Source organism: Bacillus tianshenii (genome assembly GCA_020524525.2).
Taxonomy (GTDB): Bacteria; Bacillota; Bacilli; order Bacillales; family Bacillaceae_N; genus Bacillus_AV.
The window spans coordinates 261,943-284,544 of sequence record CP129018.1 but is presented as its reverse complement, the minus strand read 5'-3'; the positions used below and the strand labels follow the sequence as shown (position 1 = coordinate 284,544).

Annotated in this window: 21 protein-coding genes and 1 riboswitch; of the genes, 3 read left to right on the top strand and 18 right to left on the bottom strand. The window is 39.5% G+C overall.

What is annotated here, in order from left to right:
* Window positions 1-52: 52 nt before the first annotated feature.
* The 5 genes from LC040_01330 to LC040_01310 all read right to left on the bottom strand — a co-directional run bounded on the left by LC040_01330 (window position 53) and on the right by LC040_01310 (window position 3,233).
* The gene (locus tag LC040_01330; GenBank protein WLR53166.1) at window positions 53-250 is read right to left on the bottom strand and encodes a ComZ family protein; all 198 of its coding nucleotides are present in this window, start codon (window positions 248-250) and stop codon (window positions 53-55) included.
* Between the two features lie 130 nt (window positions 251-380).
* A complete protein-coding gene (locus LC040_01325; GenBank protein ID WLR51574.1) occupies window positions 381-1,346 on the bottom strand; it encodes a BMP family ABC transporter substrate-binding protein in 966 nt (321 codons plus the stop codon).
* A gap of 116 nt (window positions 1,347-1,462) precedes the next feature.
* Window positions 1,463-2,173: a hypothetical protein gene (locus LC040_01320; GenBank protein WLR51573.1), complete on the bottom strand. Its 711-nt coding sequence runs from the start codon at window positions 2,171-2,173 to the stop codon at window positions 1,463-1,465.
* 99 nt (window positions 2,174-2,272) lie between these two features.
* Entirely contained in the window at window positions 2,273-3,013 is a 741-nt protein-coding gene (locus LC040_01315; GenBank protein WLR51572.1) for an alpha/beta hydrolase, read from the bottom strand.
* 85 nt (window positions 3,014-3,098) lie between these two features.
* A complete protein-coding gene (locus tag LC040_01310; protein ID WLR51571.1) occupies window positions 3,099-3,233 on the bottom strand; it encodes a hypothetical protein in 135 nt (44 codons plus the stop codon).
* A 262-nt stretch (window positions 3,234-3,495) separates the two neighbouring features.
* Here LC040_01310 and LC040_01305 point away from each other — a divergent pair, with 262 nt between their 5' ends.
* Complete coding sequence (locus LC040_01305; GenBank protein ID WLR51570.1) at window positions 3,496-3,669, top strand: YjzD family protein; 174 nt, start codon at window positions 3,496-3,498, stop codon at window positions 3,667-3,669.
* A gap of 105 nt (window positions 3,670-3,774) precedes the next feature.
* Window positions 3,775-4,068 (top strand): hypothetical protein, encoded by a 294-nt coding sequence (locus tag LC040_01300; GenBank protein ID WLR51569.1) that lies wholly within the window; start codon window positions 3,775-3,777, stop codon window positions 4,066-4,068.
* A gap of 115 nt (window positions 4,069-4,183) precedes the next feature.
* On the opposite strand, the gene clpB is transcribed toward LC040_01300, so the two are convergent.
* The 3 genes from clpB to LC040_01285 all read right to left on the bottom strand — a co-directional run bounded on the left by clpB (window position 4,184) and on the right by LC040_01285 (window position 7,863).
* Window positions 4,184-6,787, bottom strand: coding sequence for an ATP-dependent chaperone ClpB (gene clpB, locus LC040_01295; protein WLR51568.1), 2,604 nt, complete (start codon window positions 6,785-6,787; stop codon window positions 4,184-4,186).
* A 123-nt stretch (window positions 6,788-6,910) separates the two neighbouring features.
* Window positions 6,911-7,534, bottom strand: a complete 624-nt coding sequence (locus tag LC040_01290; protein WLR51567.1) for a Yip1 family protein — start codon at window positions 7,532-7,534, stop codon at window positions 6,911-6,913.
* 149 nt (window positions 7,535-7,683) lie between these two features.
* A complete protein-coding gene (locus LC040_01285; protein ID WLR51566.1) occupies window positions 7,684-7,863 on the bottom strand; it encodes a YjzC family protein in 180 nt (59 codons plus the stop codon).
* A 284-nt stretch (window positions 7,864-8,147) separates the two neighbouring features.
* Here LC040_01285 and LC040_01280 point away from each other — a divergent pair, with 284 nt between their 5' ends.
* Window positions 8,148-8,969: an undecaprenyl-diphosphate phosphatase gene (locus LC040_01280; protein WLR51565.1), complete on the top strand. Its 822-nt coding sequence runs from the start codon at window positions 8,148-8,150 to the stop codon at window positions 8,967-8,969.
* A gap of 48 nt (window positions 8,970-9,017) precedes the next feature.
* Here LC040_01280 and LC040_01275 read toward each other — a convergent pair whose 3' ends face one another.
* The 10 genes from LC040_01275 to LC040_01230 all read right to left on the bottom strand — a co-directional run bounded on the left by LC040_01275 (window position 9,018) and on the right by LC040_01230 (window position 22,555).
* Window positions 9,018-10,214, bottom strand: a complete 1,197-nt coding sequence (locus LC040_01275) for an Ig-like domain-containing protein (protein WLR51564.1) — start codon at window positions 10,212-10,214, stop codon at window positions 9,018-9,020.
* A 35-nt stretch (window positions 10,215-10,249) separates the two neighbouring features.
* A riboswitch (cyclic di-GMP riboswitch) is annotated at window positions 10,250-10,338 on the bottom strand.
* A gap of 179 nt (window positions 10,339-10,517) precedes the next feature.
* The gene (locus LC040_01270) at window positions 10,518-11,930 is read right to left on the bottom strand and encodes a hypothetical protein (protein WLR51563.1); all 1,413 of its coding nucleotides are present in this window, start codon (window positions 11,928-11,930) and stop codon (window positions 10,518-10,520) included.
* A gap of 219 nt (window positions 11,931-12,149) precedes the next feature.
* Window positions 12,150-13,097 (bottom strand): ornithine carbamoyltransferase, encoded by a 948-nt coding sequence (gene argF, locus LC040_01265; protein WLR51562.1) that lies wholly within the window; start codon window positions 13,095-13,097, stop codon window positions 12,150-12,152.
* Window positions 13,094-16,237, bottom strand: a complete 3,144-nt coding sequence (locus tag LC040_01260; protein WLR51561.1) for a carbamoyl phosphate synthase large subunit — start codon at window positions 16,235-16,237, stop codon at window positions 13,094-13,096. The genes argF and LC040_01260 overlap by 4 nt, the downstream gene beginning before the upstream one ends.
* A complete protein-coding gene (locus LC040_01255) occupies window positions 16,230-17,315 on the bottom strand; it encodes a carbamoyl phosphate synthase small subunit (protein ID WLR51560.1) in 1,086 nt (361 codons plus the stop codon). The genes LC040_01260 and LC040_01255 overlap by 8 nt, the downstream gene beginning before the upstream one ends.
* 78 nt (window positions 17,316-17,393) lie before the next feature.
* On the bottom strand, window positions 17,394-18,551 hold the full coding sequence (locus LC040_01250; GenBank protein ID WLR51559.1) for an acetylornithine transaminase: 1,158 nt from the start codon (window positions 18,549-18,551) through the stop codon (window positions 17,394-17,396).
* Window positions 18,552-19,328 carry an acetylglutamate kinase gene (gene argB / locus LC040_01245; GenBank protein ID WLR53165.1) on the bottom strand — a complete coding sequence of 259 codons (777 nt, stop codon included), beginning with the start codon at window positions 19,326-19,328 and terminating at the stop codon, window positions 18,552-18,554.
* Between the two features lie 21 nt (window positions 19,329-19,349).
* Complete coding sequence (gene argJ / locus LC040_01240; GenBank protein WLR51558.1) at window positions 19,350-20,588, bottom strand: bifunctional ornithine acetyltransferase/N-acetylglutamate synthase; 1,239 nt, start codon at window positions 20,586-20,588, stop codon at window positions 19,350-19,352.
* A 17-nt stretch (window positions 20,589-20,605) separates the two neighbouring features.
* A complete protein-coding gene (argC, locus tag LC040_01235; GenBank protein ID WLR51557.1) occupies window positions 20,606-21,643 on the bottom strand; it encodes an N-acetyl-gamma-glutamyl-phosphate reductase in 1,038 nt (345 codons plus the stop codon).
* A 207-nt stretch (window positions 21,644-21,850) separates the two neighbouring features.
* Window positions 21,851-22,555, bottom strand: a complete 705-nt coding sequence (locus LC040_01230) for a YwiC-like family protein (protein ID WLR51556.1) — start codon at window positions 22,553-22,555, stop codon at window positions 21,851-21,853.
* Window positions 22,556-22,602: the final 47 nt, after the last annotated feature.

Below are 22,602 nucleotides of genomic sequence, written 5' to 3'. Positions count from 1 at the left end.
TAATTAAAAAAGCAGAAAAGGGTTCATTATTCCTTTTCTGCTTCTTCTCTATTTATTCCTCTTTTTCTTGAATTGCTTCTTCTCTGCCAAGCTCATATGCTTCTGTCATTACTTTCATGAGCATCTCTAGCATTGGCTGTAAATTCTCCATATTTACCTCGATCCCTTTTTGATCAAGCATCGCTTTTGCTTCTGGTAAATGGTTCATCGCAATTTGCATAAACTTCATATTTAAATCTTGTTGGTTCATTATTTTCACCTCAAATTCCCCTATTTACTCTTATAATTATACGCAACTGTCAATTATTTTTCTAATCAACAGCTATCTACTTCTTTCTCTTATAAAATACTAAATCTTCTTTTTTAAAATCAAGTTTTTTTCAATTTTCATTTGGAAGCTTACCGGTTTCTCGATATTTTTCAATTTGTTGTTTCAATTCAGCTTTATAAGATTTAGGTACCTCAGGACTAAATTTTCCCATCGAAATAGCGTCTTCTTGGAAGTCCAGAGTTACAACACCTGATTTTAATTCACCTTTCATATAATCTTCAGCAAGAATTTTATATACATCACTAACATGCTGTACCGTACTTGTCAGTACAGTTGCTTCCCCAAGGTCAGATTGCTCTGAAATAAAGCCAATCGCATATAAGCCTTCTTCTTTCACACGCTTAATGACCGGAATATTATATAAATCCCCAGCAGGATAGAAAACATCCACTCCATCAACGAGCATTTCATCTAGATGTTTTAATGCGTTCTCTTTATCATCCCAATTCTCGGTATAATGGATCGAAACGTTAACATCTTTATTTTCATATTCTGCGCCATCTCGAAATCCTTTAACTTCTGGCTGCCATCCATAGGCTGCAATTACCCCAACACGGTCACTCTTCGTCATCTTTCCTGCAACCATTCCGCCAAAGAAGCCCATCGCATAGGCATTGAACTGGACACTTGTAATGTTATCAGATGTTTCAGTTCCATTAAAATATACAAAATGAAGATCTGGAAACTTCTTATCTAATTGCATAAAGATCGGCTCATATTCATTCCCATGCCCAAATACAAGCTCGACACCTTTGTCTTGAAATTCTTTAATCGCTTCTTCTGCCATCGCAACTGTTTCAACATTTTCCTTATAAAATACTTCCGCTCCTAAGTCGGATTGAATTTTTAGAAGCCCTTTATACCCTTTACTTCCCCATACAGGATCATTGATTGTTTCAGGCACTAGTAGCCCAACCTTTGGAGCATCTATATTCATCTGCGCTTGCGAACAACCCGTTATAAGAACTGTCGTTACAATAAGAATTATTGCAAGAAAAGATTGTACAGCTTTCATTCCCCTTCCCCCTTACCGAACAATGCTCATCTGATCTTTGTCTAATCGTATTCTACCTTTTTGAAAGTATAAAGGAAAGGAAAAATACGGTTCAGTTGTTAAAGAATAAGCATTTATTAGAAAAGTTTTTGTTGTTTTCTAATGTGTTCTTTTTGTTTTTTTATGGCTTGGTCTATTGTGATGTTTGGTGAGTAGGTATATTTCAAGGAAAGTGCCCGCCGATTTTCAAACTGACTATTTGTTAAGTGAACGACTTCATTAGAATATGATTTATCCATAATTTCCTTTATCCCTTGGGCGGCATCTAAAATATATAAAGCATCATTTGATTCCCTTAGCATTTGCTCATCATTCCACTCACCAATAAGCTTGGGAATACGAATAATTAACCACTCTAATGCCTCTGTCGATTGGAGACCCTCTTCTATTGAAAGAATTTGTTGACCAAATTGACTTGTCGGTTCAGGTAGGGTATCTTCATCAACAACCTTTTGATGATCCCCAAACACTTCATAACTTGATAATAAGATAAATTTCGAGCGAGCTTTTGCACATTTACTCCACCACTTTTGCACATCATTATGACTCGCTGGATTATCAACAAGACAATAAATGAGACATTTTCCTTGTAGCTGTTCAGCTTGTCTCTCCTGTTCGACACGTCTAAAGAGAGCATTCCGTTCAAAGTCCATTAACATCCACTCTTCTCGTTCTGAAAGCTCAGAAGATGTGAAGTAAGCATTTACTTCCACTCCTTTTTCAACGAAATAACGACACACTCCATAGCCAATATAGCTTAACGGATGAATGACGGCTAATTTTTCCACACTACCCCTCCTCCTGTGTACAATATGCAAGAATAGTGTTTAGTAGTCCGAGAAACAAACAAGAAAAATAAAACTTCCTCCTCAATAGTGAGAAGGAAGCTATAGGTTTTTTTCATGAATATGATAAAATCGGCCAATCGCATCATAGATAGTGAATCGCTTTTCAAATAAGTGGATGGACAGAGAAATAGGTGCATTGATTACTTCACGGTGTGCTTCATATGGTCGGCTATGCTCTAACACAGGGTATGCTGTTCGATTTGTCGAATGCCATATTTTCAATGGAATCGTATTGTGGAAATCTTTAATTGAAAATGGCTCAATAATGTGTGAAGCTACTTTTTCCTCGGGAACTTCATAGCTTTCAGCAAGTTCCTTTTGAAGCTTTTTATAAAAAACACGATTTTTCTTTTCACTAGAAAAATATTGTTTCAAATCAATACACGGGCTTAGAAATGCTGCACTTCGAATCCACTCTGGTATCCTTTCCATCATTTTCAATGCGGTAAGTGCTCCCATCCCTTCAGCTAGAAGGTGCACTCGAGGATTTAATATTTCCTTACGAATCATATAAGCATACAATTGCTTAAGAAATTCAACAGTCTTATCGCTTCCCCAGTGTCTTCCATAGAGATGAGAATAAAAAATTGTATAACCCTGCTGCACGAGTTGATTGATTAACTGTAGGCGCTCAGGGTTTTGCAGCCACAAACTTGTCTGCTCATCAACATAATGATTTGTATCCCCGATAAGCATAATAGCAAATCCATTTGGTTTCTCCGGCAGATGGACAACATTCCATTGCCCTCCGAAAGAGAAGATCTCTTTTTTCAAATCCATTTTTTCTCCCTCGCCTTAATCATTTAAAGTAGTAATACTTATAATGTATGCTTGGAATATAAATAAGCAAGGGGGTTTGCCTAATTTAAACATCTGTAACTGCATCAAACGGAGAATCAAACTCTTTCATCAATAATTCGATTGTTTTCTTCCCGTAATCTGTTAAATTCTCCTCCTCTTGCTCAAGCAGTGCTTTCAATTCCTCCCATTTTTCATTCATTATACCTTTTCTCTCCCCTCTTCAAACTTTTTCCTCGTACACTCTAATCCTATTTTCACTAAAAATTATAAACTCCATACAACCTTCATGTTAATTCGTTAAAAAAGAAAAAGAAGAATAAGAACATTTGATAGCGTTTACAATATATGTTCTTTCAGTGCATGTATCTATCCTTTTTTAAGAAGCTAAATTTTTCATTCTATTTTGTAAGCGCTTGTGGTAAGATTGGGTTAAAAAGTGTGGTAATCGAGGTGAATAGACAATGCGTTATTTCTGGACTTTCTTTTGGTCTTTCTTATTGAGCCAAATGGTTACTTATGTTGTTTCAAGCATGCAAGGTGGCCACTTTAACATTGTAGTAGGAACAACAGCTGCTGTTGTCTTTACGTTAGTCGTTGCAGTTGTAGGCGACGGCGTGCTTTCAGAAGAGGCATAAATCCTCTTCTCGCTTACAAGAGGTTGACTCACAGGGGTTGTTAGCATTTCTTTTGCTCCTTGAGTCAGCCTTTTCTTATTCTTGTACAGTGAAAGGAGTAAAAAAATGAAATCTTCCAAAACAATGGAGTTACCAGTCCAACCTTTCCTCACCAAGCTTGGAATAGGGATAGCTGCTTCATATGCATTGTGGTTTATCGTTGCAGTCGCTAGTGGTGAACATGTTTCACATCAAATTGGCGGGCTAATTTTCGGAGCAATTGCAGTGAGCCTTCTATTTATTTTTAAACAGCTAGGTCAGAAGGATTCAGGAAAGAAACTTGTAAATGTTATTTTACTACTGCTTGCCATCGGAGCTATTGTTATGACATTCGTTGCAGGAAGTGGCGGCGGACACTAAGAGGTTGGCTTTCAATAGTCGACCTCCTTTAATTATATGATGAAAAAAACTGTTATTGAAGTATTTTTCAGTAAAAAAGAAAAACGTTCCGTAAGCATCGGAACGTTCTATACCACTATGATACTTGATAAGTAATTTCATCACCTTCAACATCCACGGTTATATGGGAGCCCTCGATAATTTCACCAGCAATAATTCGGCGGGCAATTTGTGTTTCGAGCTTACGCTGAATATATCGCTTTAGCGGACGAGCGCCATATACAGGATCGAACCCTTCTTCAGCAAGCAACACTTTTGCCTCTTCTGTAAGGCTGAGTGTCATTTGGCGGTCACTTAAACGATGCTGTAAGTCTTGTGTCAGCTTATCCACAATACCTTTAAGTTCCTGCTTCGTTAACGGCTTGAATAAAATAGTGTCATCTACTCGATTTAAAAACTCCGGGCGGAAATGAGCTCGTAATTGGCTAAAAACTGCATCCCGAGCACTTTCTGTAATCTCTCCACTTTCATTCAAACCATCTAACAAGTTTTGCGAACCAATATTCGACGTCATAATGATAACGGTATTTTTAAAATCAATCACATGACCTTTTGAATCTGTAATTCGGCCATCATCAAGCGCCTGCAATAAAATATTAAATACTTCTGGATGCGCTTTTTCAATTTCATCAAGTAACACAACAGAGTATGGCTTACGTCTTACTGTTTCTGTGAGCTGACCACCTTCTTCATAACCTACATAGCCTGGAGGAGCACCAATAAGTCGACTGACAGCATGCTTTTCCCTATATTCACTCATATCAATTCGTACCATTTGTTCTTCGCTATCAAATAGTGAAGCTGCTAACGTTTTTGCAAGCTCTGTTTTTCCGACCCCTGTCGGCCCAAGAAACAAGAAAGAACCGATTGGGCGGTTTGGGTCCTTGATGCCTGCTCGAGCTCGAATAACAGCATCTGCGACGAGCTGAACAGCCTCCTCTTGACCAATCACCCGCTCATGAAGAATTTCTTCCAAACGTAACAGTTTTTCTCGTTCACCTTCCACAAGCTTAGCAACTGGAATGCCAGTCCATCTTGCAACAATTTCAGCAATTTCTTCCTCTGTTACTTCCTCACGTAAAAGCCTGCCTTCCTGGTCTTGTTCCGACTCATGCAGTTCTTCTGCTTCCTTTAATTCCTTTTGAAGCTGTGGAATTTTGCCGTGACGCAGCTCTGCAGCTTTCTCTAAGTCATAATTTCCTTCTGCTTCTTCTAGGTCTCTACGTGCTTTCTCCAACGTTTCACGCAGCTCTTGGACGCGTTCAATCCCTTTCTTTTCATCTTCCCAACGAGCTTTCATCAAATTCGCTTTTTCCTTATGGTCCGCTAATTCTTTGCGTAATGTTTCAAGTCGCTTCTTGCTGGCTTCATCCGTTTCTTTCTTTAAGGCCGCTTCTTCAATTTCAAGCTGCATAATGCGGCGCATCACTTCGTCTAATTCACTTGGCATTGAGTCAATTTCCGTACGAATGACTGCACACGCTTCGTCAACTAAATCAATTGCTTTATCCGGCAGAAAACGCTCTGAAATATAACGGTCTGATAACACAGCTGCCGATACAAGTGCTTGGTCATGAATATTCACACCATGATGAATTTCAAACCGCTCCTTTAAACCGCGCAAAATGGAAATGGAGTCTTCCACAGTCGGTTCATTTACGGTAACCTTTTGGAACCTGCGTTCAAGTGCTGTGTCTTTCTCGATATACTTTCGATGCTCATCAAGAGTCGTTGCTCCAATACAATGCAATTCACCGCGGGCAAGCATTGGTTTAAGCATATTCCCAGCATCCATTGCACCCTCTGTTTTGCCTGCTCCAACAATTGTGTGTAACTCATCAATGAAAAGTAGAATGCGGCCTTCACTTTTCTTCACTTCATGTAGAACTGCTTTTAAACGCTCTTCAAATTCACCACGAAACTTTGCTCCTGCAACAAGGGCGCTCATATCAAGTGCAAAAATTGTTTTATCTTTCAATCCTTCTGGCACATCGCGGCGAACGATACGCTGGGCAAGCCCTTCAACAATCGCCGTCTTTCCGACACCGGGGTCACCAATTAGGACAGGATTATTTTTTGTTTTTCGAGATAAAATCCGAATGACCCGACGAATTTCACTGTCACGCCCAATAACAGGGTCCATCTTCCCTGAACGAGCCTCTGCAACTAAGTCGCGGCCATACTTCTCAAGTGCTTCGTATGTTACTTCTGGATTTTGCGACGTCACACGCTGTCCTCCTCTTACCTTCGAAACAACTTCTAATAGCTCACTATGTGATAGACGTTCATCTTTGAATAGTTTCCCAACACCTGTTGTTTCCGCAGTCATCGCTAATAATAAATGCTCAACAGAAATGTAATCATCTTGAAGGTTCTTCGCTTCCTCTTCAGCCCGTACAAATAATTGCTGCAAGCGCTGGGTCACATAGACCTTTCCTGCTTCTGCACCAGAACCTGAAACTTGAGGTTTTCGCTGTATCTCTTGTTCAACCCGCTCAATCCACTGTTCGCTTGAGCGGTTCGCGTGCTTTAATAAACGTTCTGTAAGTCCTCCTTCTTGACGAAGAAGTGCTGCAAACAGATGGTCAACATCAACTTGCTGGTGATTATGTTTGACCGCAAGTGACTGGGCATCCATTACAGCTTCTTGAGACTTTTGCGTAAAACGATTCATATCCATCCCACATTCACTCCCTCTTATGAGCAAATATTTTTTGACCTTCTTTGACTATTATTATGATCGATTTTCAACATTTTTTCAATCATAATGAGTTCAATAAAGAAAGCAACGTTCCCCTTTCATTTAGAAAAACATTTGAAAAAGCGGAAAAAGAAGAAAAAGCAGAATGAAAAGCCCAAGTAACAACACAAAAAAAGCAATAAAAATATTAAGCAACGCTTTTCCAATTGAAAATTGTTGCGCTTCACTAATTCCAATGACATATAAAACAATTCCCCATATCAACAACACCATTTCTAACAATAAAAAAGGCAGATACAATGCGTTCTGCATGATATTTACTTCTACAAGACCACCAGTCCCAAATATACTTATCTCTGTTAAAGCAATTGGAATGGCAGCAATATTCGGCAGACTTGTCCACGCATATGCAGCCCTCAATTCTTGTTGAGTGGCTTGTCCATGAAGCCATTTCCCAGTTAAATATGTAAACCAACTTCCGCCATACATCAGCACAACTCCAACAACTGGTCCAAAAAACAAAGCCAGCGCTAATAAGGTTGACAGCGTCATCTCCCGCCCTGAAGCCTGACCTAGTATACTTCCGATTCCAACTAAAGCCGCAAGCGGGATAAGCCCCTTTGTTGGATTGCTATTAAAAATACGCCGAAGGGTTATCCTCGGCATTGTCCAAATTGTTAACCATGGTTTCTCCGGGAAAGAATTCCTCTCTTCTCTCTCATTCATCTCCCAACCTCCCACAAAAAAATCTCCCTTCATTTGTTGATCCAGAATAAATTATGGCAATCAATTCGTTTCGATGCAATGAATATACTTACCTTTACCCTTACAACAAACATAAAAAAACAGCCTCCCGCAATTGGGAGGCATGTAATTTATGGCTTACGCTTATATGTCCATTTTCGATTATGATTTGCTGTCTCAGGAAACCTGTCTCCAGCGCTTAAATGAATTTGCTGAGGGTTCTTAACCATGCTGCCAGTTTCACCGATTTCCACGTACATTCCATTGTTTGGAGCCTTGTCACCAGGATTAAATTGTCTTTGTTGTCCCATCTTCAAAACCTCCTTTTGAATTTATCTTACCCCGAACAACATTCTTCATAAGTACAAGTATCAATTAACTACCTTCATGCATCACTAAAATAAAGCATAAATTCAAAATATATGTCATATTTCTTCTACTTGTCCCTTCTAATAGATAGAGGGGGTGAAAAAAAGCTCACGGGATGACGCTCCTAAATTCTCTTTACAAACGAAAAATTGTAGTGTTTAATGAAACAGGATTTAGCTATGAAAATAATAGAAAAACGAACACATTTTGTGGACGGGGGATCTGAATGGATTTAGAAAAACTGTATGTATTACTTAAATATCTATTCTTAGGCGTTTTTCAAGGCTTCACTGAGCCGATTCCGATTTCTTCAAGTGGTCACCTTGGACTTGCACAACATTACTTAGGAATCGATTTACCTGGCTTTAGTTTCGAATTATTAGTGAATTTCGCATCACTTGTTGCCGTCTTAATTATTTATCGCAGTGATTTACTCCGACTTACTATGAATGGTCTATCCTATATGAAAACACGTGATAATCAAGCAAAAGGCGATTTCCAGTTTATTATTTACTTAATTATCGCTACCATTCCTGCAGGAGTAATCGGCGTATTATATGGGGACTTAATTGAAGACATTTTCGATGAAAGTGTGCGTATGATCGGGGCCATGCTCCTTGTTACAGGTATCGCATTATATCTTATTCGTAACCTGCGCGGCTCGAAAGGTGATGGACAGCTTAGGTTCCGAGATGCGCTTATCGTTGGTTTGTCACAAGCAATCGCTCTTATCCCCGGCATTAGCCGTTCAGGAGCTACTATTGTAGGTGCCATGGCACTTGGAATGAAGCAAGAAACAGCTCTTCGCTTCTCATTCTTACTTTATATTCCAGTTAGCTTAGGAGGAATTATCCTAGCCATCGAAGACATTCTCGCTGACCCGAACTTTAAGAACATGCTTATTCCTTATGCATTAGCATTTATCGGCTCACTTGTCGCTTCCTACTTCTCATTAAAATGGTTCATGAACGTCATGGCAAAAGGAAACTTAATTATCTTTTCCATCTACTGTTTCGTCGTCGGTGGACTTGTAGTTTTATTTGCATAAGAAAAAACAGTGCACTTCAATTAGAGTGCACTGTTTTTTTGTAGTTTATTATTTAATTGAAAATGTCATTTTCACGGCATTTTTTAGCTGTTTTCCATTTTCACCTTTAATATCTTTTGAAATATATAATGTATAGTTCTTTCCAGATACAAAAGGACTTTGTGGTGTAACTTCAACTTGATTCTCCTCTGGAAGATAAGAAGTGGTAACTGTTATTAGCTGCTCTTCTTCATCCATTATTACAACATTTAAGTCTTTTAAAGTGTTTTCATCAAGTGATTGGTTAAATTGAATTGTCCATGTTTTTGTAGCTTCAACAGCATCTTCTTTGTTCATTTCTTCTTTTTCTGTGTCATCTTCTAGCTCTTCCTTTACTTCTTCTTGATAGGCATCCAAGTTTATGATAGCTTCATCAATTCTGGCACGTAACTCTTCTACTCGTGTCGTTAAATTAACCACTTCAGGATTTTCAGTTCCTGCTTTCTTTTCAAGTGCATTAATTCGATTCATTACTGCATTAAGCTTATTATTTTGAGCATTTAACTTTCCATAGAAGCTATGTTTGCCTTCATCCATTGCTTCTAAATCTTCTTCAAAATCGTCTTCTTCGACATCTTCGTTTTCTTCTGTCGTTTCATCATTCTCTACTACATCTTCATTTTCTTCTACAGATTCTTCAGCTTCTGTCTCTTCATTCTCCACTGCAGTATCGTCATTTTGATCAATTGTTTCTTCTGTACCATCTTCAAGTGCTGGCTCTTCTTGCACATTGCTTAATTCATCCTCTGAATAGCTTGTATCCTCATCATTGTTGATTTGTTCTTGAGTCTCTTCATTTGCACCTTGTTCGCTATCAGTATCTTCACTAGGTTGTTCCACTGTTTCTTCTACTGCTTCACTTTCTTCTCCATCTTCTTGAGCCTTTTCATTTTCCTCATCTGTTTCAGGCTCTTTTTCTGATTGGTCTTCCTCACTAATTTTTTCTTGGCCAAAATATGTATCCATCTCACTAATAACCGAATCAATATGACTTTCAATTCGAGTTAAATGATTATTGATTTGACTTGCCTTCTTCTCATTTTGTACTTGTTGTTTCTCTTCTTTCTTTGTTTGCTCTGTGGTCTGTTGATTTTGTTCTGCATTTTGGGGGACTTTACCATTTCCTGCCCAATCTGGTTTTTCTGCGAGTGCAGGGGTAGTTAAGACTAAAAAAGCAGTTGAGACCCCAATAAGTAATTTTTTCATTACCTTTCTCCTCCTTATATATACTAGTTGCTGGTAATGGCAGCTGGCTGGCCTAGATAAGAACCTATCCTTAGCCCCTCTAGCTTTGTGACACCAAATTTCTTTGGTTGTACCTTGTAATTATAGTAGCATTTTCCTTTAAAATTATGTAGTCCTATTTATTTATAGCAGCCAAAAGATACAAAAATTATATGATTTTCGAAAACAAGCCTGAATAAAGTAACATAGTAAGCACTATATCATCCTAAGAAAACGAAAAAACCGCGAGCTCAATTAAGAACTCGCGGCTTTTTTAACTTACAATTAGTTGTTACCAAATCGCTTAGCCATGCTTTCAAGTTGTTCTTGCGTTAGGCTAAAGTTATATACTTGACCAGGCATAAATTCGCTTGTAGCAGTAATTTCAATTTCATTTGTTTCAGCATTTAAGTGTGTTTCAACTTCAAAGAATTGTTGTAATTTTTCTTTTACTGCTGATAATAATGCAGGATCAATATCTGTAGGGTTTTGTACAACTTCATCTACGCTATCCCCATCTGTTTGATCGTCTTCACCTGCTGCATCGTCTTGACCATCTTCACCTGTTTGGTCACCTTCATCTTGGTTGCCTTCGTCTTGACCATCTTCACCTGTTTGGTCACCTTCATCTTGGCTGCCTTCGTCCTGACCATCTTCACCTGTTTGGTCACCTTCATCTTGGCTGCCTTCGTCCTGACCATCTTCACCTGTTTGGTCATCTCCGTCTTGGCTGCCTTCGTCCTGACCATCTTCACCTGTTTGGTCACCTTCATCTTGGCTGCCTTCGTCTTGACCATCTTCATCTGTGTTTTCATCATTCATATTTTCATGTTCATATCCAACACGGTCAAGCTTTGCTAAGATGTATGCAATGTCTTCATCTAGTTCATCAACACGTTCATACAGCTCAACAACTCTTGGATTATACGTGCCAGCATCTTCTGCTAATGCTGCAATTTCATTGTCATAGTTGCTTAATTCACTTTGCTCTTGTTCTAACTTACCTTCAAAATATTCTTGAGCTTCTGCATATGTTTCGAATTGACCTTCAAGTTGTCCATCGTGGAAGTTATCTAACTCTTGCGTGATATAATAAACATCACGTTCTACGCCATTAACTTCAGACATTAACTCTTTTGCAGGAGCTTTATATTCCATATCCTCTTCTGGGGTTTCACGAACAAAATTCATACGGTCAAGCTTTGCATATACATAGTGCACATCAGCTTGTAGCTCGTCGATACGCTCGTACAACTCTGTAATTCTCGGGTTATCGCCATCTGTTTTCTGAGCTAATGCAGTAATTTTGTTATTAAAGCTATCTAGCTTTTTCTCTTGTTTATTTAATTTCTTTTCTACATACTGCTGCGTTTTGTCGAAATCTTCAAAATCCTTGTCTATGTACGAATTATCTTCGTTATAGTTCATAACGCCTTTTGTAATTTCGTACACATCTTTCTCGATCTTGTCTACATTAGAAATGATTTTGTTTGCATGTTTCTTGATATGCGCATCTGGATGTTGCTGATGCATCGTTTCCATCTTTTGAGACATTTCTTTTTGTTCTTCTTCCTGTTGCTGAATTAATACTTTGTCAACTTTTTGCTGAGCCTTTCCTGCCTCAGGCTTTTCGGCCAACGCTGGTGAAGACATTAACAAAAATGCCGTTGAAAGACCTACGATTAACTTTTTGTTCATGCGAAATCATTCCTCCTTGTAAAATTTAATCCAATTAACTGGATTACCTTGAATCTAATTCTAGCATTTCCCCGAATTTACAATAAGACCTAATTAACGAACAGTCTTATCGGTTTAATTTTCTGTCGAATTTTGTTTAAATTTTTCCATAATTAAGAAGTATAGTAAGGCTTTTTAGAAAATTCAAAACAAAAAAGCACCCCAATTGGGATGCCTTGATTACCCTAATAATGCCACTAGAAGCGCTTTCTGTACGTGTAGACGATTGCCTGCTTGCTCGAAGATGACTGAGTGCGCTCCATCTATTACTTTCTTGGTTACTTCTTCCCCACGATGTGCCGGAAGACAGTGCATAAAGGTGTAGTCTGAAGCGGCTAATTGCATTAATTCTTCATTTACTTGAAAAGGTTGAAGTGCTTGAAGACGCGCTTGTTGCTCTTCTTCTTGCCCCATACTCGTCCATACATCTGTATAGATAAAATCTGCTCCACTAACTGCATCTTGCGGGTTATTGGATACCGCAATGACTGCTCCTGTCTCAGTCGCAATTTCCTGAGCTTTAGCTGTTATACTAGCATCTGGTTCATATCCAGCTGGACATGCAACAGTACAATCCATTCCCACTTTCGCAGCTGCAATCATTAAAGAATGAGCCACATTGTTTCCATCGCCAACATACACAAGCTTTTGATTTTCAAATGTTCCCTTTAATTCATAAACGGTTAATAAGTCCGCAAGCGCCTGACAAGGATGATAATCGTCTGTTAGGCCATTAATAACCGGAATAGAAGCAGCTTCTGCTAACTCTACAACTTTCGAATGTTCAAATGTTCGAATCATAATCGCATCAACATATTCCGAAAGTACTTGGGCCGTATCTCCAATTGTTTCACCGCGTCCAAGCTGCGAGCCTTTCGTATCTAAGTAAATTGCATGACCGCCAAGTTGAGTCATTCCAGCTTCAAATGAGACACGTGTTCTCGTTGAAGGCTTTTCGAAAATCATTCCGAGTGTTTTCCCTTTTAATGGCTCAAGAATTTCACCATTCTTTTTTGCTTTTTTTAACTCAACCGCACTTTCTAATATTTGGATGATTTCTTCTTTTGTATAATCAATGAGTGTTAACAAGTCCTTTCCTTGTAACACTGCTGCTTCTTTCGCCATCATTTTGTAACCACTACTTTCCTTGAATTATTTGATGTCAGCCACTCTTGAATTGCATTTACTGTAAAGTCTTGTTTCTGCTGAGCTAAGAAAAAGGCTTCAAGCGTCTCCCACTCTGTGAACACGTGGTGACGATATTTCACTGCTGCTTGTCGTTTCTCAATTTGTTCAGCTGTTTTTTCTTTAGAGAAGCTTACAAGTGCTAAAGCATGTTCTGACTGCACCCACTGTTCGAAATCCTTCGTAACAAGGTCTAAGTTATATTGTTCCACTGCTTGTTTTATAGATGGAAGCATATCCTCTGCACCCTCTAGGTCAACAAACAGTTGGTTTTTCTGCTTTCCTTGCTTCTGCTCATTCCAGTTAAATGCCTTATAGAAAGCTGCCTCTACCGTATCAGCAATCGCAATTCCTTCACCCGTTGACTTCATTTCTGGGCCAAGCATTGGGTCAAGCCCTGCTAATTTTACCGTCGAGAACACTGGATATTTCACTGTGATAAATGGTTGTTCTGGTAATAAGCCAGTCGTGTTTGTTATCTCTTTCATTGCTTTACCAATTAGTAGCTGTGTACCAAGCTGAACAAGATTCACACCAGTCACTTTGCTTAAGATTGGTACCGTACGGCTTGCACGTGGATTCACTTCCAACACGTAGACACTGCCTTGATATAGCACAAATTGAATGTTCATCATACCTTTGAAATCAAGACCCATTGCAATTCGTTTCGTATATTCTACAATTGCTTGTTTTTCCTCATTTGTAAGCGACTGAGCTGGAAGTAATGCTGTGCTATCACCTGAATGGACACCTGCTTTTTCAACGTGCTCAATAATAGCTGGAATTAATATTTCGTTTCCATCAGTCAGCACATCAACTTCCGCCTCTTTCCCCGGGTAGAAAGCATCTAGTAAGATCGGATATGCTTCTGCTGCCTGCATTGCAGTCCATTCCGCTAATTCCTTCTCTGTTTGTAGGACGACCATTCCTCTTCCACCAATGACGTATGACGGACGAAGTAAAATTGGATAGCCAATTGCTTCTGCCTTCTTCTGCAAATCTTCCTTATTAAAAGCCGTTTGTCCCGGGATATGCGGCACATCCACTGCTTTTAAAAATTGATAAAAGCGTTCACGGTCTTCAAGCTGGTCAATCACATCTTCACTTGTGCCAAGAATATTGATTCCAAACTTCTCAAGACCTTCAACTAATCCAATTGCTGTTTGTCCTCCAAATTGGACAATAACCTTATCAACATTTTCTTTCTCAATGACATTTAACACATCTTCAAGGGCTAGTGGCTCGAAATAAAGACGGTCTGCCATCTCGTAATCAGTACTAACTGTTTCAGGGTTATTGTTAACCATAATTGTTTCATAGCCTTCTTCCTGTAAGGCGAGTACGCTATGAACAGAACTATAATCAAATTCAATCCCCTGGCCGATACGAATTGGACCTGACCCGATAATAAGAACTTTTGGTTTATCGGTTACATTTGCTTCACACTCACCGCTCCAGCTTGAATAGTAATAAGGCGTGTGGGCCTCAAATTCCGCGGCACATGTATCAACCATTTTATAGCTTGGCATGATTCCATATTGCTTACGCTTCTCACGTACTTCCTTCTCATCAACCTTCCACATTTGAGCAAGGTTCTCATCACCAAAGCCGTATTTCTTTAAAGTTGTTAAAAATGGTGTTGAGACATCTTCAAAACATGTATCCATTACTTCATTCTCTAAATCGATAAGACGCTTGAAAGCTGCAAGGAAAAATTCATTTATTTTCGTTTGTACCTCAATCTCCTGTACAGAAACACCGCGACGCATCAGCTCTAAAATTGCGAAAAAGCGAACATCATCCGCTTTCAACGTGCTTTGCCATAACTTCTCTTCTGTTGCCTTTGAAATTGATGGTAGCTTCAACCCAATGGTTCCTAGCTCAAGAGAACGAACAGCTTTCTGCAAGGCACTTTCTAGGTTGCGGTCAATCGCCATTACTTCACCTGTTGCCTTCATTTGCGTTCCAAGCTTACGTTCTGCCTTTGGAAACTTATCAAACGGCCAGCATGGGAATTTCACAACAACATAGTCAAGAGCAGGTTCAAAGCTCGCATATGTGTGACCTGTAACAGGATTCAGTACCTCATCAAGTGTATAACCAAGACTTAATTTTGCTGCAATACGTGCAATTGGATAACCTGTTGCTTTTGATGCCAGTGCAGATGAACGGCTTACACGTGGGTTTACTTCAATTAAATAGTACTGCTTGCTTTCAGGATCAAGGGCAAACTGAATGTTACAGCCCCCGATAATTCCGAGTGCACGGATAATCTTAATTGAAGCAGAACGAAGCATTTGATACTCGACATCGGTTAATGTCTGGGATGGTGCTACAACGATTGAATCACCTGTATGAATCCCTACTGGGTCAATATTTTCCATATTACATACAGTAATACATGTATCGTTGGCATCACGCATCACTTCATATTCCACTTCTTTAAACCCTGCGATACTCTTTTCAATAAGACATTGTGTGATAGGACTTGCATCTAAACCGCTACGGACTAACTCCTTGAATTGTTCTAAACTTTCTGCAATACCTCCACCTGATCCGCCCATTGTATATGCTGGACGCACAATAATTGGAAAACCAATTTTCTCTGAAAAATCGATTGCATCATTCATATTTTCAATGATTTGACTATCAGGAACAGGCTCTCCTAACTCATGCATAAGTGCGCGGAATAATTCACGATCCTCCCCACGCTTAATGGAATCAATTGGCGTACCTAGTAATTCAAGATTATATTTCTCTAAAATACCTTGCTCATGGAGTGCAAATGCTAGGTTCAGCCCAGTCTGACCGCCTAGTGTAGCAAGCAGGCCATCAGGCTTTTCCTTGGCAATAATTTTTTCAATGCTTTCGACTGTTAACGGTTCAAAGTAAACCGCGTCTGCATGTGCTTCATCTGTCATAATTGTTGCCGGATTATTGTTAACAAGAATGACGCGGCATCCTTCTTCTTTTAGTGATAAACAAGCTTGTGTTCCCGCATAGTCGAACTCAGCCGCTTGACCGATAACGATCGGGCCTGAGCCGATCACAAGTACGGATTGAATATTACTGGATTTAGGCATAGACTTTTTCTCTCCTTACGCTTTTCATACTTGTGACAAATTCATTGAAAAGATTTGCACTGTCTGCTGGTCCTGGGTGTGCTTCAGGATGGAATTGAACGCTTGTTATTGGATATTTACTATGCTTCATCCCTTCCACCGAACCGTCATTTACATTTCGATAACGTACCGTAAACTCTGTGTTCTTTAAGCTGTCTGCATCAACAACAAATGTATGATTTTGCGATGTCATAAACACCGTCTTATTTTCAAGATCGATAACTGGCTGATTTGCACCGCGATGACCAAACTTCAGCTTTGTTGTCTCTCCACCAAAAGCAAGAGAGAGAAGCTGATGACCAAGGCAAATGGCCAAGGTTGGATAATATTCAGCCATTTTTTTAATTTCTTTCACGTGAAAGTTCATTTGTTTCGGGTCTCCAGGTCCGTTTGAAAGCATCACACCATTTGGTTCTAAGGCCTTTACTTGCTCGAATGTTGTATTGTATGGAACAACTGTGACACGGCATCCAGCTGAAACGAGGGAATCAACAATCGATTTCTTGTAACCGAAATCCATTAACACAACATGATTTTCGCCATCACCAAAGGTTTGCGCACTTTTTACAGACACTTTTTGGATTAAGTTTTGTTCTTCAATCCCTTTGTATGAGCCTAAATCCGCTTGTTGCACTTCTTGAGCGAGCGCTCCGCCCATTACACCTTGTTCGCGAATTCTTTTCACAACCGCTCGTGTGTCAACACCGCTTAGTACAGGAATATTCCATTTCTGTAAGTACTCGCTGAATGTGACTTTTGATTCGTAATGATAGCCTTGCTGGCTGCATTCGCTCAAGATCACTCCTGTTACCTGCGGTTCAATGCTTTCAAAATCATGTTCGTTAATGCCGTAATTTCCGATTAATGGGTATGTGAAAACGACGATTTGTCCTTTAAAGGATGGATCAGTTAACACCTCTTGATAGCCTGTCATTCCTGTAAAAAAGACAACCTCTCCATCAATCGCTTTCTCTGGTGCCTTTCCTTCCCATGTTCCTTGAAAGGCTTCACCACTTTCTAATACAAGATAACCCTCCATTGCTGAACACCTCCGATGTGTATATTTATATATTATATAGAATTTTTATTCATAATGGGATAAAAAAATTTATATTGATTAAGTCGCTGATATTTGCTGTACTTGAAGGGTTTTTGCCAGTATTTCTACTGCTCTATCTATTTCTTCAACCGTCACTGTTAAAGGCGGTAATAAGCGAATGACATTGGGACCTGCTGGTAATGCAAGTAAGCCTTTTTCTCTCATTTCGGCAAGATAACCTGCAACTTCTTCCTTACACTCAATACCGAGCATAAGACCTTTGCCGCGAATTGTGTTCACTTCTTTTACATCTTTTAAAGCTTTCTGAAGAGAGGATTTCAAATAATCTCCCTTTTCTGTTACATCACTTAGAAAACTGTCTTGAAAGATTTCTTCCAATGTTGCTGTTACTGCGCTCATTGCAAGGAAATTACCAGCAAATGTTGAACCATGTACACCTGCACCGAAGCTCTCTTTCAAATGTGCTTTTCCAATCATCGCCCCGACAGGAAATCCGCTTCCTAATCCTTTTGCACTTGTTACAATATCTGGTGAAATACCGTAGTGCTGATAGGCAAATGGTTTACCTGTTCGTCCGATCCCTGTCTGAACTTCATCAATGATTAACAGCGCCCCATGCTGCTGACAAAGCTTTTCAGCTGTTTGTAAGAATGCCTCTTCTGCCGGATTAACGCCACCTTCACCTTGAATCACTTCAAGCATAACAGCTGCCGTCTTATCATCAATTGTCTGCTCTAATGCTTCTATATTGTTATATGGAAGGTACACGAACTCTTGTAGATTCGGTCCAAACCCTTCATGAATTTTGCTTTGGCCTGTGGCAGCCATTGTTGCAAATGTACGCCCATGAAATGATTGCTTGAAAGTCAGTACTTTTGATTTTTGTGTATGCTTTCTTGCCAGTTTCAATGCTGCTTCATTTGCTTCAGCCCCACTGTTACAGAAGAAGACCGCATCCCCATCTGAGGCTTCAGTTAGCATTTGAGCCGCTTTCTCTTGCAACTTACTTGGAAATAAATTCGACACATGCCAGAGCGAATCAGCCTGTTCCTTTATCGCGCTTACAACCTTTGGATGACAATGGCCAAGATTACAAACGGCAATGCCAGAAATAAAATCTAAATACGTCTTTCCATCAGCATCTGTCACATTAGTTCCTTTCCCAGCAACTAATTCAATGTCAAAACGCTTATATGTTGGAAATAAATGACTCATCTATACAACCTCCACCGCTCGCGTTATTTTCGTGCCAATAATCTTTCCATTTTGAACGACATTTGCACCTTTTCCGTTAATGATCATGACCTCTTCTAACGTACCTGTCAGCGAGTGAATGGCCGCTTCGACCTTTGGAATCATTCCGCCATAGATTGTGCCTTCTTCAATCAGGTCTTGTACCTGCTTTGCAGTTAACGATTCCAATAGTTGCTCATCTTTCAGAATACCGTCTACATCTGTTACAAATAATAATTGCTTTGCATTTAATGCCTTTGCGACTGCCCCTGCTGCCGAATCTGCATTAATGTTATAAATTTGCCCGTTCTCATCAATGCCAAGCGGTGCGATAACTGGGATGATATCCATTCCAACCATTTTATCCAGCAACTCTGTGTTTACATTTACAATCTCACCGACAAACCCGAGGGCTTCCACATCTTTCGGCTTTACTTGCAAAAGTGAACCATCCACCCCACAACACCCGAAGCCTTCAAGCCCTGCGTTTTGGAGGTTACTGACGAGCTGCTTGTTCACTTTGCCACCTAGGACCATAATGACGGCATCTAACACGTCAGCCGTTGTTTTACGATATCCATTTACAAATGTTGATTCTACTTGAAGTTGATCCAACGCTTTTTTAATCTCAGGTCCTCCGCCATGAACAATGACGACTTGCTTGCCGGATGCCTTCAATTCTGCAATACTTTGAAAAAATGAATCACTTAATTCCGCCATTGTACTGCCGCCGCACTTAATGACAACCGTTTCTTTCATCACTTCATTGTTCACTCCTTTTTACGTTCGATAACTCGCATTAATTTTTACGTAATCATATGTGAGATCGCAGCCCCATGCTTTTGCTTTACCGTCTCCGATATTTAAGTCTACTTTAATGAATACCTCATCTTGCTTTAAAGACGCTGTCGCTTCTTCTTCTGAATATGGGATTGGCTGACCTTCTTTAAGCATTTGTACTGTGCCGAGATAGACATCAATGACATTCGGATCAACCTGTGCTTCACTATATCCGACTGCACAAATAATGCGTCCCCAGTTTGCATCAGCACCATATACCATTGTTTTTACAAGTGATGAGCCGACAATTCGTTTTGCGATAATCGATGCATCTTCATTTGTTTCTGCACCCTCTACTTGTACTTCAATCAACTTTGTCGCACCTTCACCGTCAAAAGCAATCGCCTTTGCCATCTCTTCACATGTCATTTTCAAAGCAGTGTAGAATTTCTCCCATTCAGGGTGGTCTTCATCTAATGGCGTGTTCTCCGCTTTTCCATTTGCCATCACAAGTACCGTGTCATTTGTAGATGTATCCCCATCCACTGTTATACAGTTAAATGTTTCATTAACGACTTGGCGTAGCGCTGTCTGCAAGCTTGCTTGCTCTACTTCCGCATCTGTAGTTAGAAAGCCTAGCATCGTCGCCATGTTCGGGTGAATCATCCCTGAGCCTTTTGCTGCTGCTGCGATTGTAACCAATTCTCCATCAATGATTGTTTGAAAGCAAGCTTGCTTTTCAGTTAAGTCTGTCGTAAGGATAGCTTGGTTAAAATGCAAGCCACTTGCTACGTCATTCGTTGGAGCTAGCTTTGAAATTCCGTTTGTAATCGTCTCAATCGGAAGTTGTTCACCGATAACTCCTGTAGAAGCGACTGCTACATAGTGTTCTGGGATAGAAAGCATGTCAGCTGTTGCTTTTCGCATTGTATAAGCATGCTGCATCCCTTCCTTACCTGTACATGCGTTTGCATTTCCACTATTACAAATAACAGCTTGAATTTTCCCTTCTGTTGCAAGACTTTCTTGGGTCACTTTAAGCGGTGCTGCTTGAAAATGATTCATCGTATACACAGCTGCTGCTTTAGCAGGCACTTCACTTACAATGACACCTAAATCTTTTTTGCCTTCTTTCTTTAACCCTGCATGTAGTCCATCTGCCATAAAACCCTTTGGACTTGTAATTGTTCCGTCTGTAACCTTTTCAATTTGAAGCTCTGCTTTTGCTGTGCTTTCCAATCCTTGCACTTCCTTCCTTATGGATAAACAGGCAGAAAATCAAGCCCTGTCTTCTCGTCGATTCCCATCATTATATTTAAGTTCTGAACCGCCTGACCTGCTGCACCCTTCATTAAATTATCTATAACTGAAACAACCATAACCCGGTTTGTCCGTTCATCATAAGTAATACCGATATCACAATAGTTAGAGCTGTATACTTCCTTAGTACTCGGGAACATCCCAAGCGGCCGTACACGAACAAAAGGTGCATTTTCATAAGTTGATAGATATAACTCATGCAATTGTTCTGCACTTGTACGGTCGTTTGCTTCGGCATACATTGTTGCCATAATCCCCCGCGTCATCGGAACTAAGTGTGTAGAAAAAGAAATTGGCGTCTGTTCCCCATGCCAATTTGAAAGCATTTGTTCAATTTCTGGAATATGCTGATGTTGATTCACCTTATAAATACGGAAATTATCATTCATTTCTGGAAAATGTGCAATCGGTGATGGCGAACGTCCCGCCCCAGAAACAGCTGATTTCGCATCAATTACTAATGATTTAGGATTAATCTTATTTTGCTGAATAAGAGGTGCAAGACCTAACAAAACAGCAGTCGGATAACATCCAGGATTTGCAACTACATCAGCCTGTGATACTTCCTCTTTGTACCATTCCGGCAGCCCATACACTGCTTTATCGACAACCTCTTGTGGTGCTGGTGTTTTTTTGTACCACTGTTTATAATCTTCCAAATTTTTAATGCGCAAATCACCTGATAGATCGATAACCTTTAACCCAGCTTCAATCATTCTCGGTGTTAATGTACTCGAAATCCCTGATGGTGTTGCCATGAACACGAGGTCTGCCTTTTCTGCAATCTTCTCCGCATCGATATCTTCTAATTGAAAGTTTATGACATCTTGCATATGCACATAGCTGTGTATATATTCATCACCTGCTTGTGACGAAGAATGAACAGACACTACCTCTACTTCAGGATGGTTATGCAATATTCGAATTAAATCCGCTCCCCCGTACCCAGTTGCTCCTATTATTGCAGCTTTCATTCCTTCCCCTCCAAATCGATAATTGTTCGCTCGTTCTTTGAATTTATGTATCATTATATATGTGTATAAAAATAAATGCAATTGAATATTTAATAAAATCAGTATTTTTTAAAAATGGCAAAATCGTAAAGGATCATTTTAATTTTTATTCTTACATACGTATAAATATTCTTCAGATCAAAAAAGCCTCTGTACAATACAGAAGCTTCAAAAAATATATATGATAAATAGAAGGAAGTATGAAACATTTACAAACTCGATGATACCTAACTGCTTTGGAGTTAATGATTTCTTAGAAAATACAGCTGAACGAATTGCACTCGGAAGATATGCAATTAAAAATAGCGGGGTCAAAAAGCTTGTACAGACTAATACACCTATATGATAACTGTAAGATACTTGCTTGAAGCGCGGATTCTTCTTCTCTCTTACAAATGTTTTAACAAAAAACACACTCCCTGTGAAAAAGAGCACCATACTTACATTCATAAGAAGCATTTCACTGTTATAGCCCCCACCACCTACAAGATAAGAAGCACTTCCTCCAAGAGAAAAGATGATGATGGCTGACAAATCATTTAAGAAAGCTCGTTCATTTTTCTGTTTTGCGTAATAAATGTTAATGAGAAAAAGCGGCACAACTGCAACCCCAAGCCATAATAGTTCGAGGTGTGAAACAATGACAACTGCAAGACTAGCTAAGACAATACTGTAATATCTTATTCCCCACATTATATATCTCTTCTTTTTACTTCTTTTCAAAGCTTCAAGAAAGCAATAAGTCCCAAGGTAAATAAAAAACCAGCCTATAAATAAAGGAATATGAAGCCACGAAACGTTCGAAATGAACATACCTGCTAAAAATGGAACGACCAGCATTACCCAAGCTCCATGTTGTTTAGGGATAATCATCTTCCCCATCTCCTTATATGAATGTATTTGATTTACGTTCAGTTTAA

What these genes read in the sequence shown, in the direction of transcription:
- LC040_01330 (WLR53166.1), bottom strand. Translation starts at nt 250, where the DNA reads ATGAACCAACAAGATTTAAATATGAAGTTTATGCAAATTGCGATGAAC.
- LC040_01325 (WLR51574.1), bottom strand. Translation starts at nt 1,346, where the DNA reads ATGAAAGCTGTACAATCTTTTCTTGCAATAATTCTTATTGTAACGACA.
- LC040_01315 (WLR51572.1), bottom strand. Translation starts at nt 3,013, where the DNA reads ATGGATTTGAAAAAAGAGATCTTCTCTTTCGGAGGGCAATGGAATGTT.
- LC040_01310 (WLR51571.1), bottom strand. Translation starts at nt 3,233, where the DNA reads ATGAATGAAAAATGGGAGGAATTGAAAGCACTGCTTGAGCAAGAGGAG.
- LC040_01305 (WLR51570.1), top strand. Translation starts at nt 3,496, where the DNA reads ATGCGTTATTTCTGGACTTTCTTTTGGTCTTTCTTATTGAGCCAAATG.
- LC040_01300 (WLR51569.1), top strand. Translation starts at nt 3,775, where the DNA reads ATGAAATCTTCCAAAACAATGGAGTTACCAGTCCAACCTTTCCTCACC.
- clpB (WLR51568.1), bottom strand. Translation starts at nt 6,787, where the DNA reads ATGGATATGAATCGTTTTACGCAAAAGTCTCAAGAAGCTGTAATGGAT.
- LC040_01290 (WLR51567.1), bottom strand. Translation starts at nt 7,534, where the DNA reads ATGAATGAGAGAGAAGAGAGGAATTCTTTCCCGGAGAAACCATGGTTA.
- LC040_01285 (WLR51566.1), bottom strand. Translation starts at nt 7,863, where the DNA reads ATGGGACAACAAAGACAATTTAATCCTGGTGACAAGGCTCCAAACAAT.
- LC040_01280 (WLR51565.1), top strand. Translation starts at nt 8,148, where the DNA reads ATGGATTTAGAAAAACTGTATGTATTACTTAAATATCTATTCTTAGGC.
- LC040_01275 (WLR51564.1), bottom strand. Translation starts at nt 10,214, where the DNA reads ATGAAAAAATTACTTATTGGGGTCTCAACTGCTTTTTTAGTCTTAACT.
- LC040_01270 (WLR51563.1), bottom strand. Translation starts at nt 11,930, where the DNA reads ATGAACAAAAAGTTAATCGTAGGTCTTTCAACGGCATTTTTGTTAATG.
- argF (WLR51562.1), bottom strand. Translation starts at nt 13,097, where the DNA reads ATGATGGCGAAAGAAGCAGCAGTGTTACAAGGAAAGGACTTGTTAACA.
- LC040_01260 (WLR51561.1), bottom strand. Translation starts at nt 16,237, where the DNA reads ATGCCTAAATCCAGTAATATTCAATCCGTACTTGTGATCGGCTCAGGC.
- LC040_01255 (WLR51560.1), bottom strand. Translation starts at nt 17,315, where the DNA reads ATGGAGGGTTATCTTGTATTAGAAAGTGGTGAAGCCTTTCAAGGAACA.
- LC040_01250 (WLR51559.1), bottom strand. Translation starts at nt 18,551, where the DNA reads ATGAGTCATTTATTTCCAACATATAAGCGTTTTGACATTGAATTAGTT.
- argB (WLR53165.1), bottom strand. Translation starts at nt 19,328, where the DNA reads ATGAAAGAAACGGTTGTCATTAAGTGCGGCGGCAGTACAATGGCGGAA.
- argC (WLR51557.1), bottom strand. Translation starts at nt 21,643, where the DNA reads ATGAAAGCTGCAATAATAGGAGCAACTGGGTACGGGGGAGCGGATTTA.
- LC040_01230 (WLR51556.1), bottom strand. Translation starts at nt 22,555, where the DNA reads ATGATTATCCCTAAACAACATGGAGCTTGGGTAATGCTGGTCGTTCCA.